General features: G+C 65.7%; 13 protein-coding genes. 4 read left to right on the forward strand and 9 right to left on the reverse strand.

What is annotated here, in order from left to right; translation table 11 throughout:
• The first annotated feature begins 95 nt into the window (after positions 1 to 95).
• Together SPR01S_RS07000 and SPR01S_RS07005 are read left to right on the forward strand one after the other, a co-directional pair.
• Entirely contained in the window at positions 96 to 731 is a 636-nt protein-coding gene (locus SPR01S_RS07000; protein WP_066587036.1) for a M23 family metallopeptidase, read from the forward strand.
• A gap of 113 nt (positions 732 to 844) precedes the next feature.
• Positions 845 to 1108 (forward strand): GCG_CRPN prefix-to-repeats domain-containing protein, encoded by a 264-nt coding sequence (locus tag SPR01S_RS07005; protein ID WP_066587039.1) that lies wholly within the window; start codon positions 845 to 847, stop codon positions 1106 to 1108.
• A 113-nt stretch (positions 1109 to 1221) separates the two neighbouring features.
• Here SPR01S_RS07005 and lpdA read toward each other — a convergent pair whose 3' ends face one another.
• The 8 genes from lpdA to SPR01S_RS07045 form a co-directional block, all read right to left on the reverse strand.
• Positions 1222 to 2613 carry a dihydrolipoyl dehydrogenase gene (gene lpdA / locus SPR01S_RS07010; RefSeq protein ID WP_066587095.1) on the reverse strand — a complete coding sequence of 464 codons (1392 nt, stop codon included), beginning with the start codon at positions 2611 to 2613 and terminating at the stop codon, positions 1222 to 1224.
• Between the two features lie 97 nt (positions 2614 to 2710).
• A complete protein-coding gene (odhB, locus tag SPR01S_RS07015) occupies positions 2711 to 3964 on the reverse strand; it encodes a 2-oxoglutarate dehydrogenase complex dihydrolipoyllysine-residue succinyltransferase (protein ID WP_066587044.1) in 1254 nt (417 codons plus the stop codon).
• 90 nt (positions 3965 to 4054) lie between these two features.
• The gene (locus SPR01S_RS07020; RefSeq protein ID WP_066587046.1) at positions 4055 to 6991 is read right to left on the reverse strand and encodes a 2-oxoglutarate dehydrogenase E1 component; all 2937 of its coding nucleotides are present in this window, start codon (positions 6989 to 6991) and stop codon (positions 4055 to 4057) included.
• Positions 6992 to 7251: 260 nt separating this feature from the next.
• Positions 7252 to 8136 (reverse strand): succinate--CoA ligase subunit alpha, encoded by an 885-nt coding sequence (sucD, locus tag SPR01S_RS07025; protein WP_066587047.1) that lies wholly within the window; start codon positions 8134 to 8136, stop codon positions 7252 to 7254.
• A gap of 61 nt (positions 8137 to 8197) precedes the next feature.
• Positions 8198 to 9160: a malate dehydrogenase gene (mdh, locus tag SPR01S_RS07030; RefSeq protein WP_066587050.1), complete on the reverse strand. Its 963-nt coding sequence runs from the start codon at positions 9158 to 9160 to the stop codon at positions 8198 to 8200.
• A gap of 141 nt (positions 9161 to 9301) precedes the next feature.
• On the reverse strand, positions 9302 to 9580 hold the full coding sequence (locus tag SPR01S_RS07035) for a hypothetical protein (RefSeq protein ID WP_066587053.1): 279 nt from the start codon (positions 9578 to 9580) through the stop codon (positions 9302 to 9304).
• A gap of 1 nt (position 9581) precedes the next feature.
• Complete coding sequence (locus SPR01S_RS07040) at positions 9582 to 9905, reverse strand: YbjQ family protein (RefSeq protein ID WP_066587056.1); 324 nt, start codon at positions 9903 to 9905, stop codon at positions 9582 to 9584.
• Positions 9902 to 10684, reverse strand: coding sequence for a COG4705 family protein (locus SPR01S_RS07045; RefSeq protein ID WP_066587058.1), 783 nt, complete (start codon positions 10682 to 10684; stop codon positions 9902 to 9904). Before SPR01S_RS07045 ends, SPR01S_RS07040 begins: the two co-directional genes overlap by 4 nt.
• Positions 10685 to 10828: 144 nt before the next feature.
• Here SPR01S_RS07045 and SPR01S_RS07050 point away from each other — a divergent pair, with 144 nt between their 5' ends.
• Together SPR01S_RS07050 and SPR01S_RS07055 are read left to right on the forward strand one after the other, a co-directional pair.
• Positions 10829 to 11917, forward strand: a complete 1089-nt coding sequence (locus tag SPR01S_RS07050) for an Rv3169 family protein (protein ID WP_066587060.1) — start codon at positions 10829 to 10831, stop codon at positions 11915 to 11917.
• Complete coding sequence (locus tag SPR01S_RS07055) at positions 11914 to 12960, forward strand: aminoglycoside phosphotransferase family protein (RefSeq protein WP_066587063.1); 1047 nt, start codon at positions 11914 to 11916, stop codon at positions 12958 to 12960. Before SPR01S_RS07050 ends, SPR01S_RS07055 begins: the two co-directional genes overlap by 4 nt.
• Before the next feature lie 6 nt (positions 12961 to 12966).
• Here SPR01S_RS07055 and zapE read toward each other — a convergent pair whose 3' ends face one another.
• The gene (gene zapE, locus SPR01S_RS07060) at positions 12967 to 14079 is read right to left on the reverse strand and encodes a cell division protein ZapE (RefSeq protein ID WP_066587066.1); all 1113 of its coding nucleotides are present in this window, start codon (positions 14077 to 14079) and stop codon (positions 12967 to 12969) included.
• Between the last annotated feature and the right edge of the window lie 33 nt (positions 14080 to 14112).

Here is a 14112-nt window from a genome sequence, read left to right on the forward strand (position 1 = left end):
GGCGCACCAGCGGCGCTGCTGCGTCGGCGGGCAATGCTGGCTGGCTGATCCCCGTTTCCTCGTGATATGCGCGGCTGCCGCTGATCGAGGAACGTATGATGCTGCCATTGCTGTCTTTTCTGCTTCTTGGTCAGGCCGCTGCAGCGCAGCCCCGGTCGGCATCTCCACAGCTCGGTCCGCCACCCAAAGCCGCGCCGGTCGATGGCCCGATCGAGCAAATCACATTTGGCCCGATCTTTCGCCAGCGCTTCATGTGCGCGCCGCACCCGATGGGCGAACTCGATTATGCTGGTGACGCGCTAGGCAGCGATTGCGTCGTGACCGGCGGGGTCGCCGGAACGTCGGGTTATATGAAATTCTATCGCACCGACGGCAAGGCCAATGAAGATTGGTATGGCTGGCATGCCGAGGTTCTGGCGCCCGTCTCCGGGACGGTGCTCGGCATATTGACGAAGCCCGAAAACAACGTGCCCGGCACGATGGGGCCGCCGCCGGCGGGACAGATCCGCATCCTGACCAACGACGGAATCGTCGTCGTCCTGGCCCATCTGACCGATTTTCGGGTCAAGGCAGGCGACCACGTAAATGCCGGCCAGACGATCGCGCTGGACGGCAATAACGGCGCGGCACGCAATCCGCATGTCCATATTGGGGCCTGGCGACAGCGTGACGCGGTACCGCTCGAAATCCGCTGGGATTTGCGCGCGCTGGCTGCAACCTGGGACCGCTGAATTCGTTTCACGCGCGGCGCGATCGGAGGGAAATCCGAGCTCGTGCGTTAGAGAATAGTCCGGCGACGCCGTTTTCGCGCGACCGGGCGTGTAACAAGAAGTGAGAGGTCACCATGCGTAAGACAATGATTCTGGCTTTGGCCGCCGCCGGCACGATGCTCGCCGCCGCCACCCCCGCCATGGCGCGCGAAGGATGCGGTCGTGGCTGGCATCGCGGCTGGCACGATCGCTGTGTTCCCAACGGGCCGCGCTATGTCAATCGCGGGCCCGAGGTGCGGTTGGTGATCGGCCGCTATTATCCCCAGCGCGGTTATTGGGACGGTCGCCGCTATTGGTGGCACCGCGAGCGCTGGAACGGCGGATGGCGCTATCGGTAGTCGATGATCTTGGCAGGCGGCGCGGCAAAGCCGTGCCGTCGGCCGGCTTGAGCGCCGCCGGCGGATCTGATCGCGAGTTTGCTCGATCGTAGCGCCGCTACGATCTCGCGCGATCAGATGTGAATGGGTTTGCCCGTCACCGCCATCGCCGCTTCCTTGATCGCCTCGCTGTGCGTCGGGTGCGCGTGACAGGTATAGGCGATGTCCTCGCTGGTCGCGCCGAATTCCATCGCCTGCGCGGCTTGAGCGATCATCGTGCCGGCGACGCTGGCGATGCACCACACGCCGAGCACGCGGTCGGTCTTGGCGTCCGTGATCACCTTCACGAAGCCGTCGGGCTCGTGGTTGGTCTTGGCACGCGAGTTCGCCAGCATCGGGAACTTGCCGACCTTGACCTCACCGCGCTCTTTGGCGGCTTCCTCGGTCAGGCCGACGCCGGCGATTTCGGGCCAGGTATAGACGACCGACGGGATCACGTCGTGGTTCACGATGCCGTGCTGGCCGGCGATATTCTCGGCGACCGCGATGCCTTCGTCCTCGGCCTTGTGCGCGAGCATCGGGCCGGGAACCACGTCGCCTACTGCCCAGATGCCGGGGACCGAAGTGCGGAAGTCGTGGTCGATCTCGATCTGACCGCGCTGGTTGGTCGCGAGCCCGGCCCTGTCGAGCGCGAGGCCGGCGGTGTTCGGCTTGCGGCCGATCGACACCAATACGGTATCCGCCTCGATCGTCTCGGCCGTGCCGCCGGCGGCCGGTTCGAGGGTGAGCGTGGCCTTGCCGTCCTTCACCGTCACGCCGGTGACCTTGGTCGACAGCTTGAATTCGATACCCTGCTTCTTCAGGATCTTGTTCGATTCCTTGCGGACCTCACCGTCGAAGCCGGGCAGGATCTGGTCGAGGAATTCGACCACAGTGACCTTGGCGCCCAGGCGACGCCACACGCTGCCGAGCTCGAGCCCGATCACGCCGCCGCCGATCACGACCATTTGCCCGGGCACCTTGGGCAGTTCGAGCGCGCCGGTCGAATCGACCACGACCTTCTGGTCGATCTCGACGCCGGGAAGCGGAACGACCGACGATCCGGTGGCGATGACGATATTCTTCGCGCGCACGCTACGGTCGCCGACCTGGACGGTGTCGGCGGCAGTGAAGGCGGCATGGCCCTTGAGCCATTCGACCTTGTTCTTCTTGAACAGGAATTCGATGCCGCCGGTCAGCTGCTTGACCGCGTCCTTGCGCTGGCCGTGCATCGTATCCAGGTCGAGCTCGGGCGTGACCTTGATGCCCATCTTGGCCATCATGCCGTTGGCGGCGTGGTCGTAAAATTCGCTCGCGTGGAGCATCGCCTTGGACGGGATGCAGCCGACATTGAGGCAGGTGCCGCCCAGCGTCTCGCGGCTTTCCACGCAGCCGGTCTTGAGCCCAAGCTGCGCCGCGCGGATTGCTGCGACATAGCCGCCGGGGCCGGCACCGATCACCAGGACGTCGAAATCATAGTCAGCCATCATTTCCTCCGTCGCCCCGGCGGAGGCCGGGGCTGGCCAGCGAGGGAGCGATCACACAGCGACCCCGGCCTGCGCCGGGGTGACGCCTAGTATATAGTTACAGGTCGATCAGAATGCGCGTCGGGTCCTCGATCGCGTTCTTGAGCGCGACCAGGAAGGTCACCGCCTCGCGACCGTCGATCAGGCGATGGTCGTAGCTGAGCGCCAGGTACATCATCGGGCGGACGACGACCTGGCCGTCGCGAACCACTGGGCGGTCCTCGATGCGATGCAGGCCGAGCACGGCGCTCTGCGGCGGGTTGATGATCGGAGTCGACATCAACGAGCCGAACACGCCGCCATTGGAGATGGTGAAGGTGCCGCCCTTCATCTCCTCCATCTTGAGCGTGCCGTCCTTGGCGCGCTTGCCGAAATCGCCGATCGTCTTTTCGATGCCGGCGACCGAGAGCTGGTCGGCATCGCGGATCACCGGCACGACCAGGCCCTGCGGCGCCGAGACCGCGACCGAGATATCGGCATAATCGTGATAGACGATTTCCTCGCCGTCGATCTGGGCGTTGACCGCGGGGACGTCCTTGAGCGCCATGCAGGCGGCTTTCACGAAGAAGCCCATGAAGCCCAGGCGGACGCCGTGCTTCTTCTCGAATAGGTCCTTGTACTTGGTGCGCGCCTCGATCACCGCCGACATGTCGACGTCGTTGAACGTCGTCAGCATCGCCGCAGTGTTCTGCGCGTCCTTCAGGCGCTTGGCGACCGTCTGGCGCAGGCGCGTCATGCGGACGCGCTCTTCCTTGCGGCCGGTCGAGGCGGCGACCGACGGGGTTTGGACCGGCTCGGCGGCCGGGGCCGGTGCCGGAGCGGCCGGGGTCGCGGCGGCGGCAAGCACATCGTCCTTGGTCAGGCGGCCGTCCTTGCCGGTGCCGCGAACCGTCGCCGGGTCCACCCCGGTTTCGAGCACCGCGCGGCGCACCGACGGGCTGAGCGCTGCGGGCGTGTCGCCCGAGCCGGGTGCCTGCTGGCCAGCAGTGGCGGCGGGCGAAACGGCGGAGGCGAGGGTGGGTGCAGGCGTAGCCGGGGCAGGAGCCGGAGCCGGAGCGGGGGCCGAAGCGCCCGCGCCTTCCTCGATCGTCGCGAGCAGCGCGCCGACCGCGACATTGTCGCCGACCGCGACCGCATGCTGGCCCATCACGCCGGCGACCGGCGAGGGCACCTCGACCGCGACCTTGTCGGTCTCCAGGCTGACGATCGGCTCGTCGGCCTTCACCGGATCGCCCGGCTGTTTCAGCCATTCGCCGACAGTTGCCTCGACGATCGATTCGCCCAGCACGGGCACGTTGACTTCGGTTGCCATCTTCACCTCGTCATCCCAGCGGAAGCCGGGATCTCATGATCTCATTCCTGTCGCTCGATACACCAGCTTTCGCCGGGGTGACGGGCGGGTTCAACTCTTCCGCGTTCGGCGGATTTCCTCGCGAACGTTATGACCCAGCGCGTCGGCGACGAGCGCGGCCTGCTCCATCTGGTGTCGCTTGGCGAGGCCGGTAGCGGGGGACGCCGCCGCTGCGCGACCGGCATAGCGCGCGCGCCGTACCTTGCACTTGGCCGCGGCCAAGGCTTCCTCGATCAGCGGCTCGACGAAGAACCAATAACCATTGTTGCGCGGCTCTTCCTGCGCCCAGACGATCTCTTCGAGATTGGGCATCCGGCGGACGCGCTCGGCGAGCGGATCGCCCGGGAACGGATAGAGCTGTTCGATCCGGACGATCTGGGTGTTCTTGTCGCCCGCCGCGTCGCGCGCCTCGAACAGGTCATAGGCGACCTTGCCGGTGCACAGCACCAGGCGCTTGGTCTCGGTATCCGCCGACGCATCCGGATCCGACAGGATGCGGCGGAAGTGGCTGTCACCCAGGAAGTCCTCTGCCTTCGACACGGCGCGCTTGTGGCGCAGCAGCGACTTGGGCGTGAAGATCACCAGCGGCTTGCGAAAAGTCCGGTGCATCTGACGGCGCAGCAAGTGGAAGATGTTGGCCGGCGTGGTGCAATTGGCGACCTGCATATTATCGCCCGCGCAGAGCTGGAGGAAGCGCTCGGGGCGTGCCGAGCTATGCTCCGGACCCTGGCCCTCGTAACCGTGCGGCAGCATCATCACCAGGCCGTTGGCGCGCAGCCACTTGGCCTCGCCCGCGGCGATGAACTGATCGATCATGATCTGCGCGCCATTGGCGAAATCGCCGAACTGCGCTTCCCAGATCACCATGGTCTTGGGATCGGCCAGTGCATAGCCGTACTCGAAGCCGAGCACGCCATATTCGCTGAGCGGGGAATCGAGGACTTCGAAATTGCCGTGCTCGACATTCCATAGCGGCACATATTTGTGCTCGTCATTCTGGTCGACCCAAACGGCGTGCCGCTGCGAAAAGGTACCGCGGCCCGAATCCTGGCCCGACAGGCGGACGCCATAGCCCTCCGACAACAGCGAGCCGAAAGCCAATGCCTCGCCGGTCGCCCAATCGAAATTCTCGCCCGACTTGAACATCTCACGCTTGGCGTCGATCACGCGATTGAGCGCCTTGTGGACGGTCAGATCCTCGGGAATGGTGGTCAGCGTGCGACCCAGGCTGTCGAACAGCTTCCGCTCGATGCCCGTCTCTACGTTGCGGCGCGCGGTCTCGGCATCGGCCGGCATGTGCAACCCCGACCAGCGGCCGGCGAACCAGTCGGCCTTGTTCGCCTTGTACGACGCGCCCGCTTCGAACTCGCCCTCCAGCAAGGTATCGAACTGATGGGTGATCGTGTCGATCCAGGCCTGGTCGACCACGCCCTCGGCGATCAGGCGCTTGCCATAGACTTCGCTGACCGACGGATGCTGGCGGATCGCCTTGTACATCAGCGGCTGGGTGAAGCTCGGCTCGTCGCCTTCATTGTGGCCGAAGCGGCGATAGCACCACATGTCGATGACGATGTCGCGATGGAATTTCTGGCGGAATTCGATCGCCATCTTGCAGGCGAAGGTCACCGCTTCGGGATCGTCGCCATTGACGTGGAAGATCGGCGCCTGGACGCCCTTGGCGACGTCCGAGCAATAAGGCGACGAGCGCGCGAATTGCGGGCTGGTGGTAAAGCCGATCTGGTTGTTGATGACGAAGTGGATGCAGCCGCCGGTATTGTAGCCGCGGATGCCGGAGAAGCCGAGGCATTCCCAGACGATGCCCTGGCCGGCGAACGCCGCGTCGCCATGAATCAGCACCGGCAGCGAATGGACATGCTCTTCGAGGTCGCTGGCCAGCGTCTGGATCGCTCGGGTCTTGCCCAGCACGACCGGGTCCGCCGCCTCGAGATGCGAGGGGTTGGCGACCAGCGACATATGGACCTTGATCCCGTCGAACTCGCGGTCGGTCGAAGTGCCGAGATGATATTTCACGTCACCCGATCCGCCGACATCCTCGGGATTGGCCGAGCCGCCGCCGAATTCGTGGAAGATCACCCGCAGCGGCTTGGCCATGACGTTGGCCAGCACGTTGAGGCGGCCGCGATGCGCCATGCCATAGACGATCTCGTTGACGCCCATCTGGCCGCCATATTTGATCACGCTTTCCAGCGCCGGGATCATCGCCTCGCCGCCGTCGAGCCCGAAGCGCTTGGTGCCGACATATTTCTTGCCGAGAAAGCGTTCCCACTGCTCGGCCTCGATCACCTTGTTGAGGATCGCCTTCTTGCCGTCGACGGTGAACTGGATGGCCTTGTCCTTGCCCTCCATCCGCTCCTGCAGGAAGCGGCGTTCCTCGACATCGGCGATGTGCATGTATTCGAGGCCGACATTGCCGCAATAATTGGCGCGCAGGATGTCGACGAGCTCGCGAATGGTCGCCCATTGCAGGCCCATCGTGCCGCCGAGATAGACAGGGCGATCGATATCGCTTTCGGAGAAGCCGTAATATTCGGTCTTGAGGTCGTCGGGCAGGTCTTGCCGGATAAGGCCCAGCGGATCGAGCGTCGCCGCAAGATGGCCGCGCACGCGATAGGTGCGGATCAGCAGCATGGCGCGGATCGAATCGCTCGCCGCCCTGACGATGTCGTCCTGGCTGGCCGGCTTGGCCGCCGGGGCTGCCGCGGCAGGCGCGCCGCCGCGCGCGGGCTTGGGCGCCGGCTCCATCTGGGTCGGATCGAGCGCCGCGGTCAGGTCATCGGTCGACGCCAAGGGCCAGGACGGATTCGCCCAGCTGGCGGTCGACGGGCCGTTCTCCAGCCCTTCGAACCAGCCGCGCCACGACGGCTCAACCGATTCCGGCGATTCCTTAAACTTCCTGTACAGCGTCTCGACGAACGCCGGGGACACGCCCGCGGCGATCTCGCTGAAATCCAGACCTTCGTAGCCCATTCCACACCTCACTCCCTCTCCCGTCGGGATCGGGTTGTTCCACCGGGCCGAAATTCCCCCCGGGAATTTCTCAACGATGCTGGGAGCATCGTTGACCCGGTGGAACAACCCGATGGTTGCGCAGACTTAGGCCCGTCAGGGCCTTAGTCGGAGCTGGGTGAGGGGATCACCCTATCGAGAGCGGGTCCCCTCATCCAACTTCGGCTAGGCAGCACGCTGCCAAGCCCTCGTATCCTTCTCCCTCCGGAGAAGGACCTGAATCACCCCTTCAACACCTCGAGCAGCGTCTCGCCGAGCAGGCTCGGGCTGGCCGAGACCTTGATGCCCGCCGATTCCATCGCCGCGATCTTATCCTCGGCGCCGCCCTGGCCGCCCGATACGATCGCGCCGGCATGGCCCATGCGGCGGCCCGGAGGCGCCGTGCGGCCGGCGATGAAGCCGGCCATCGGCTTCTTGCGGCCGCGCTTGGCTTCGTCCTTCAGGAACTGTGCCGCTTCTTCCTCGGCCGAGCCGCCGATCTCGCCGATCATGATGATCGACTTGGTCTCGTCGTCGGCCAGGAACAGCTCGAGCACGTCGATGAAATTGGTCCCGTTGACCGGATCGCCGCCGATCCCGACCGCGGTGGTCTGGCCGAGCCCTGCATTCGAGGTCTGGAACACGGCTTCATAGGTAAGCGTGCCCGAGCGGCTGACAACACCCACCGATCCCTTCTTGAAGATCGAGCCCGGCATGATGCCGATCTTGCACTCGCCCGGGGTCAGCACGCCGGGGCAGTTCGGGCCGATCAGGCGCGACTTGGAACCCGACAAAGCGCGCTTGACCTTGACCATGTCGAGCACTGGAATGCCCTCGGTGATCGTCACGATCAGCGGCACTTCGGCGTCGATCGCCTCAAGGATCGAATCGGCGGCGAAGGGCGGCGGCACGTAGATCACCGACGCGGTGGCGCCGGTCTTGCTTACCGCCTCGGCAACGGTGTCGTAGACTGGCAGGCCGAGATGCTCGGTGCCGCCCTTGCCCGGCGTCACGCCGCCGACCATCTGGGTGCCGTAATCGAGCGCCGCCTTGGTGTGGAAGCTGCCGGTCTCACCCGTCATGCCCTGGGTGATGACCTTGGTATTCTTGTCGACGAGGATGCTCATTCGGTGCCTCTTCCTGATAGTCGGACGGGGCGCCGTGCCCCTTTAGTAATGTGCGAGTTGTTCAGGCCAGCGAGCTGTCGATGCCCTTGCACGCGACCAGCAATTCCTTGACCGCGTCGACCGAGACCTGGAGGTTGCCCTTGGCTTCCTCGTCGAGCTCGATCTCGATGATCTTTTCGACGCCACCCGCGCCGATCATCACCGGCACGCCGACATAGAGGCCGTCGACCCCATACTGGCCGTCGACATAAGCGGCGCAGGGCAGGATGCGCTTCTGGTCGTTGAGATAGGCTTCGGCCATCGCGATACCGCTAGTCGCGGGCGCGTAGAAGGCAGAACCGGTCTTGAGCAGGGCGACGATCTCGCCGCCGCCGCCGCGGGTGCGCTTGACGATCGCGTCGATCCGCTCTTGGGTCGACAGGCCCATCTTGATCAGGTCGGGAACGGGGATGCCGTTGACCGTCGAATACTGGACGACCGGGACCATCGTGTCGCCATGGCCGCCGAGCACGAAGGTGTTCACGTCCTTGACCGACACGTTGAACTCGTCCGCGATGAAGTGGCTGAAGCGTGCCGAGTCGAGCACGCCGGCCATGCCGACGACCTTGTTGTGCGGCAGGCCGGAGAATTCGCGCAGCGCCCAGACCATCGCGTCGAGCGGGTTGGTGATGCAGATGACGAACGCGTCGGGGGCGTTGTTCTTGATGCCCTCGCCGACCGCCTTCATCACCTTGAGGTTGATGCCGAGCAGGTCGTCGCGGCTCATGCCCGGCTTGCGAGCCACGCCGGCGGTGACGATAATGACGTCGGCGCCCGCGATGTCGGCATAATCGTTCGTGCCGGTGATCTTGGCGTCGAAGCCGTCGATCGGGCCGCACTGGCTAAGGTCGAGCGCCTTGCCCTGAGGTACGCCCTCGACGACGTCGAACAGGACGATGTCGCCCAATTCCTTCTGGGCGGCGAGATGGGCGAGCGTGCCGCCGATATTGCCGGCGCCGATCAGCGCGATCTTCTTGCGGGCCATGAGCACTCCTAAGCGCGAGTGGGCGCGCACAGGGCGCGCGGGAACGCGACGGCGCTTAGGCGCTTGGCCGTCCCGAAGCAACCGCTAAACGGGAGGAATTAACAAGTCTTACTGCAATTCGTTCGCAAGTGCAATAGCGCGTCAATCGTCGACATAGCGGCGCTCGCCGGTCGCCGCGTTGAACCAGACGGTGACCGGACGGCCGGTCGCCTCGTCAAGGAAGCGTTCGTTGGTCGGCTGCCAGTTCGGGTCGGTCGTGTCGCTGGCATTGCCGCGATAATTGACGCGCTCGAACACAATCCCGGCGACGATGATCGCGGGGAAGATCAGCATCGGCCAGCCGGCTGCGTCTACCAATGTGACCCATAGTCCGATCGCCAGCCAGGCAAGGCCAAGCGCGAGGACGACGTTGCGCAACATGTCAGGGTGCCGGGTCGAGAATGACCGCCGTGCCGTAGGCGACGACCTCATTCATCGCCTGCGCGATCTCGCCCGAGTCGAAGCGCATCATGACGACCGCATTGGCCCCCATCACGGTCGCGTTCTGGATCATGCGATCGATCGCGTGGCGCCGCGCATCCTCGACCAGCTTGGTATATTCGGGAATCTCGCCGCCGACGATCGAGCGCAGGCCGGCAGTGATGTTGCCGCCCAGGCCGCGGCTCCTGACGACGACCCCGAACACCTGGCCCAGGTTTCGGACGACAGTGTGGTTTGCGACGTTCTCGGTGGTGGTGACGATCATGCGGCGTCTCCTGTTGGCGCGCGAGCCGGATGCGTTCCGGCGCGCTGGGGCAGGATGAGAATAAGCAAGCCTATCGCGGCCGCAAGCGCCAGCGAGGCCGCCGGCCTGCTGAGATCGAGACCGCCATGGCCAAGCGGCTTATCCAGGAAATCGCCGACCGTGGCACCGAGCGGCCGGGTCAGGATGAAGGCCGCCCAGAACAAGGCGACGCGGCTGGCCTTGGTGGTCGCGTAGAGCAGTGCCACGATAGCTAGCCCGCCGCCGAACAGCGCCGCCCCGCCGAGATAGCCGAGACCGCCGTCGTCGGCGGCCCAGTCGCCGAGCGCGGTGCCCAGCGTCTGCGAAAAGGTGATCGTCAGCCAGTAGAAGGCCTCGGCATTTGGGCCGCGGATATCGTCCGACGAAATCGCGCCGATCGTGATCCTCCAGGCCGCTAGCGACCCCAATACCAGCGCGAGCAGCAGCAGCGTTCCGCCTGCATAGCCAATGCCGAGCGAGCGGTCGGCAAAATCGGCCATCGTCGTGCCGGCGGTGGTCGATGCGATGATCGTTGCCCAATAAAGGAGTGGATGGAACCGCCGCGCCGCGATCTGTGCCCCGACCAGCACGATCAGGGGCACCAGAAAGATGACGGTGCCCAACAGATAGCCCAGGTCCATCGACATCGAGACGGTGTCGCCCGCGGTTTCGCCGAGCGTCGTCGCGAGAATCTTGATGATCCAGAAACCCAAGGTGACGGCCGGCACCTTGCTGAGCGCGGCACGGTCCTGAGCGGACATTCTGTTCCCCTTGGATGCTCCGCCTTGGAGCGGCGCACGCCTCATAGCCGCCGCCGGCGCTCCCGGCAAAGCCCGCCGCGCTGGGTGTTGCAATTCCTTAGGCGTGCGCCACACTGCGGCAAAAGCCGGGGAGAGGGCAGAGCGATGCTGACGCGGGGCGACGATTATCCGGTCCACCAGACTCCCGAGCCGATCGCGATCGCCAGCGCCGAACGCAATTTCTACGACCGCTACTTCTTCAACGGCTATAGCGCCGACGGCCGCCTGTTCTTCGCCGCCGCGCTCGGCGTATATCCCCAGCTCGGGGTGATCGACGCGGCGTTCTGCGTGACGTTGGACGGGATCCAGCACAATATACGCGCGTCGCGTCGGCTCGGCGGTGAGCGGATGGACCTGGAGGTCGGGCCGATCCGCGTCGAAGTGATCGAACCGCTAAAGGTGCTGCGCGTCGTCGTGGGTCCGAACGACTCGCCGGTGCGCGCCGATCTGACCTTTACCGCACGGCACGCCCCGATCGAGGAACCGCGCTTCACCCGGCGCCACGAGGCGCGGTTGCTGATGGACTATACCCGGCTGACGCAGAATGGCGGCTGGTCCGGAAGCGTCGCGATCGGCGACCAAGTCATGACGGTCGCGCCCGATACGCATTGGGGCACGCGCGACCGCAGCTGGGGGATCCGTCCGGTCGGCGCTCCCGACGCACAACCCGCGGGCGGCGGCATGCGCCAATTCTGGTGGCTGTGGATGCCGTTCAACTTCCCCGATCGCGTCGCCTTCTTCCACAGCAATGACGATGGCGCGGGCGAACCGTGGAATCGCCGTGGGGTGATCGCGCCGCTCGATGGCGATCCGCGCGAGTTCAGCGCGGCGATCGGCTCGGCCTATCATCCCGGCACGCGGCGGCTGGCCTCGGTACGGCTGGAGCCATGGCTCGGCTGCACCTTGGACGTGACGCCGCGCGATCAGCATTTCTACATGTCGGGGCTGGGCTATCTCCACCCGCAATGGGGGCACGGCATGGACCACGGTGCCGACCTGGCCGTGGCCTATGATGTCTGTCTGCCGGATTTCGGCGACACGCCGACGATGCTCAACCTGCATATCCAGGCGATGGCCGATGCGGTGCTGACGATCGACGGTGTCGCGCATCGCGGCGTCGGCGTGGTCGAGCAATTGTTCATCGGCCCGCACGCCGCGAGCGGGCTGACCGGCCTGCTGGACCCGGCGCGGTGAACGACTTCCCGACCGCGCCGGAGGATTTCAGCAAGGCCTGGGTCGAGCGGGTATTCGCGCAGCCGGCGGGGTCGCTCGCGGCGCTGGAGTATCGGGCGGTGGGCACCGGGCAGGTTTGCGACAGCTATCGCTTCACCTGCGACTGGCATGGCGGTGACGCGCCGGCGAGTTTCATCGCCAAATGCCCGAGCGCCGACGCGACGAGCCGCGCAGGGGCGGCCATGTTCCATCTCTACGACATGGAGATCGGCTGGTACCGCGATTGCGCGCCAACCGCCGGCGTCGCATGCCCGCGACCCTATTATGCCGCGATCGCCGAGGACGAGCAGCATTTCGCGCTGCTGATCGAAGACATGGCGCCGCTCCGCCAAGGCGACCAGATTGCGGGCGGCAGCGCGACTCAGGTCGCCGCCGCGCTCGACGCGGTTGCCGCGCTGCATGCCTGGCGGCCAGCCGGCGGCGACTGGACGAGCCTGACCTGGGCGCACCACCAGTCCGTCAGCATGGTGATACGCACCGCAATGCCGGCCGCTTATCCGAACTTCCGCGAGCGTTTCGCCGGGCTGCTCGACGCCGAAGTGCTCGATCTCGGCCAGGCGCTGGTCGACCGGATCGACGCCTATCTCGATCGTGAGGCGCCACCCGAATGCCTGCGTCACGGCGACCTCCGGCTCGACAACATCCTGTTCGACCAAAGCGGGCGCACCGCGTGCCTGCTCGACTGGCAGACGGTGGCGATGGGGCGGGCGGCGAACGACGTGGCGTATCTGATCGGCACGAGCTTCGCCGATCCCGCCGAACGCCGCGCGCGCGAGCGCGGCCTGGTTAAGGGCTATCTCGCGCGCCGGGCGGCGCTCGGCGAAGCGCCCGATGGAGAGGCGTTCTGGCGTAGCTATTGCCGCAACGCGTTCGCCGGAATGATCATGGCAATCAACGCCGCCAATTATGTCGAACGAACCGAACGCGGCGACCGCATGTTCGCGGCGATGGCGGAGCGCCCCGCGCGAATGGCGCTCGACCTCGACAGCCTGGCGCTGATCTGATCCCGTTCAGTCGATGCCGTGCCCGGAATCGAGATATTCGTCAGAGCGCATCTCCTCCAAGCGGCTGACGGTGCGCTCGAACTCGAAGCGGCCGTCGCCTTTCTCGTAGAGCTGGGCCGGTTCGGCGTCGGCAGCGGCGAGCAGCTTGACCTTGTGCTCGTAGAGCGCATCGATCAGCGAGACGAAGCGCGCCGCCTCGTTGCGGTTCTCGGGCCCGAGCTTGGGGATACCGACCAGGATGACCGTGTGGAAGCGCCGTGCGATGGAGAGATAGTCGGCGCTGCCGCGCGCCTCGCCGCACAATTTCTTGAAGCTGAACACCGCCACGCCCTTGAGCGATTTGGGCACGTGAAGCGTACGCCCGCCCTGGACCGGAATATCCTCGCTCGGCACGTGCGCGGCATCCTCGGGCGGATAGTCGGTCAGGCGGAAGAAGGCGGCGGACAGGTTGCGCGTCGCTTCGGGGCCGTTCGGCACCAGCCAGGTCTCCTGCTGGCCCAGCCGGTCGCGGCGGTAATCGACAGGACCGTTCAGCGGCAGTACGTCGAGGCGGCTCTCGATCAGGTCGATGAAGGGCAGGAAATGCTCACGGTTGAGCCCGTTCTTGTAGAGATCGCGTGGCGGGCGATTGGACGTGGTGACGACGGTCACGCCCGCCTCGATCAGCGCGGTGAACAGGCGCGACAGGATCATCGCGTCGGGCGAATTGGTCACCATCATCTCGTCGAACGCGAGCAGGCGGGCTTGCTCGGCCAATGCGGCGGCGACCGGGGCGATCGGGTCGCCGGCTTCCTTCCTGCGCTCCTCTGCGATGCGCTGATGCACTTCGAGCATGAACTCGGCGAAATGGACGCGGCGCTTGCGGTTGATCGCGAGGCACCCGAAGAACAGGTCCATCAGCATCGATTTGCCGCGCCCGACATCGCCCCACATATAGACGCCGCGCGGGGAGTCCGGCTTGCGGCCGAGTGCGCGCCACAACACCGAGCCGCGTTTGGGCTGAGCCTCCAATTCCTGTTGGAGGCGATCCAGACGTTGGGCGGCGGCTTGTTGGTCCTGGTCGGCCCGGAGTTCGCCAGCGGCGATCAGGGCGTGATATTGCTGGAGGACCGTGGTCACCCTCACCCTTCCCACGCGGCTACGCCGCGCGGG

Source organism: Sphingomonas pruni NBRC 15498 (genome assembly GCF_001598455.1).
GTDB lineage: Bacteria > Pseudomonadota > Alphaproteobacteria > Sphingomonadales > Sphingomonadaceae > Sphingomonas > Sphingomonas pruni.

What these genes read in the sequence shown, in the direction of transcription:
- SPR01S_RS07000 (WP_066587036.1), top strand. Translation starts at nt 96, where the DNA reads ATGATGCTGCCATTGCTGTCTTTTCTGCTTCTTGGTCAGGCCGCTGCA.
- SPR01S_RS07005 (WP_066587039.1), top strand. Translation starts at nt 845, where the DNA reads ATGCGTAAGACAATGATTCTGGCTTTGGCCGCCGCCGGCACGATGCTC.
- lpdA (WP_066587095.1), bottom strand. Translation starts at nt 2,613, where the DNA reads ATGGCTGACTATGATTTCGACGTCCTGGTGATCGGTGCCGGCCCCGGC.
- odhB (WP_066587044.1), bottom strand. Translation starts at nt 3,964, where the DNA reads ATGGCAACCGAAGTCAACGTGCCCGTGCTGGGCGAATCGATCGTCGAG.
- SPR01S_RS07020 (WP_066587046.1), bottom strand. Translation starts at nt 6,991, where the DNA reads ATGGGCTACGAAGGTCTGGATTTCAGCGAGATCGCCGCGGGCGTGTCC.
- sucD (WP_066587047.1), bottom strand. Translation starts at nt 8,136, where the DNA reads ATGAGCATCCTCGTCGACAAGAATACCAAGGTCATCACCCAGGGCATG.
- mdh (WP_066587050.1), bottom strand. Translation starts at nt 9,160, where the DNA reads ATGGCCCGCAAGAAGATCGCGCTGATCGGCGCCGGCAATATCGGCGGC.
- SPR01S_RS07035 (WP_066587053.1), bottom strand. Translation starts at nt 9,580, where the DNA reads ATGTTGCGCAACGTCGTCCTCGCGCTTGGCCTTGCCTGGCTGGCGATC.
- SPR01S_RS07040 (WP_066587056.1), bottom strand. Translation starts at nt 9,905, where the DNA reads ATGATCGTCACCACCACCGAGAACGTCGCAAACCACACTGTCGTCCGA.
- SPR01S_RS07045 (WP_066587058.1), bottom strand. Translation starts at nt 10,684, where the DNA reads ATGTCCGCTCAGGACCGTGCCGCGCTCAGCAAGGTGCCGGCCGTCACC.
- SPR01S_RS07050 (WP_066587060.1), top strand. Translation starts at nt 10,829, where the DNA reads ATGCTGACGCGGGGCGACGATTATCCGGTCCACCAGACTCCCGAGCCG.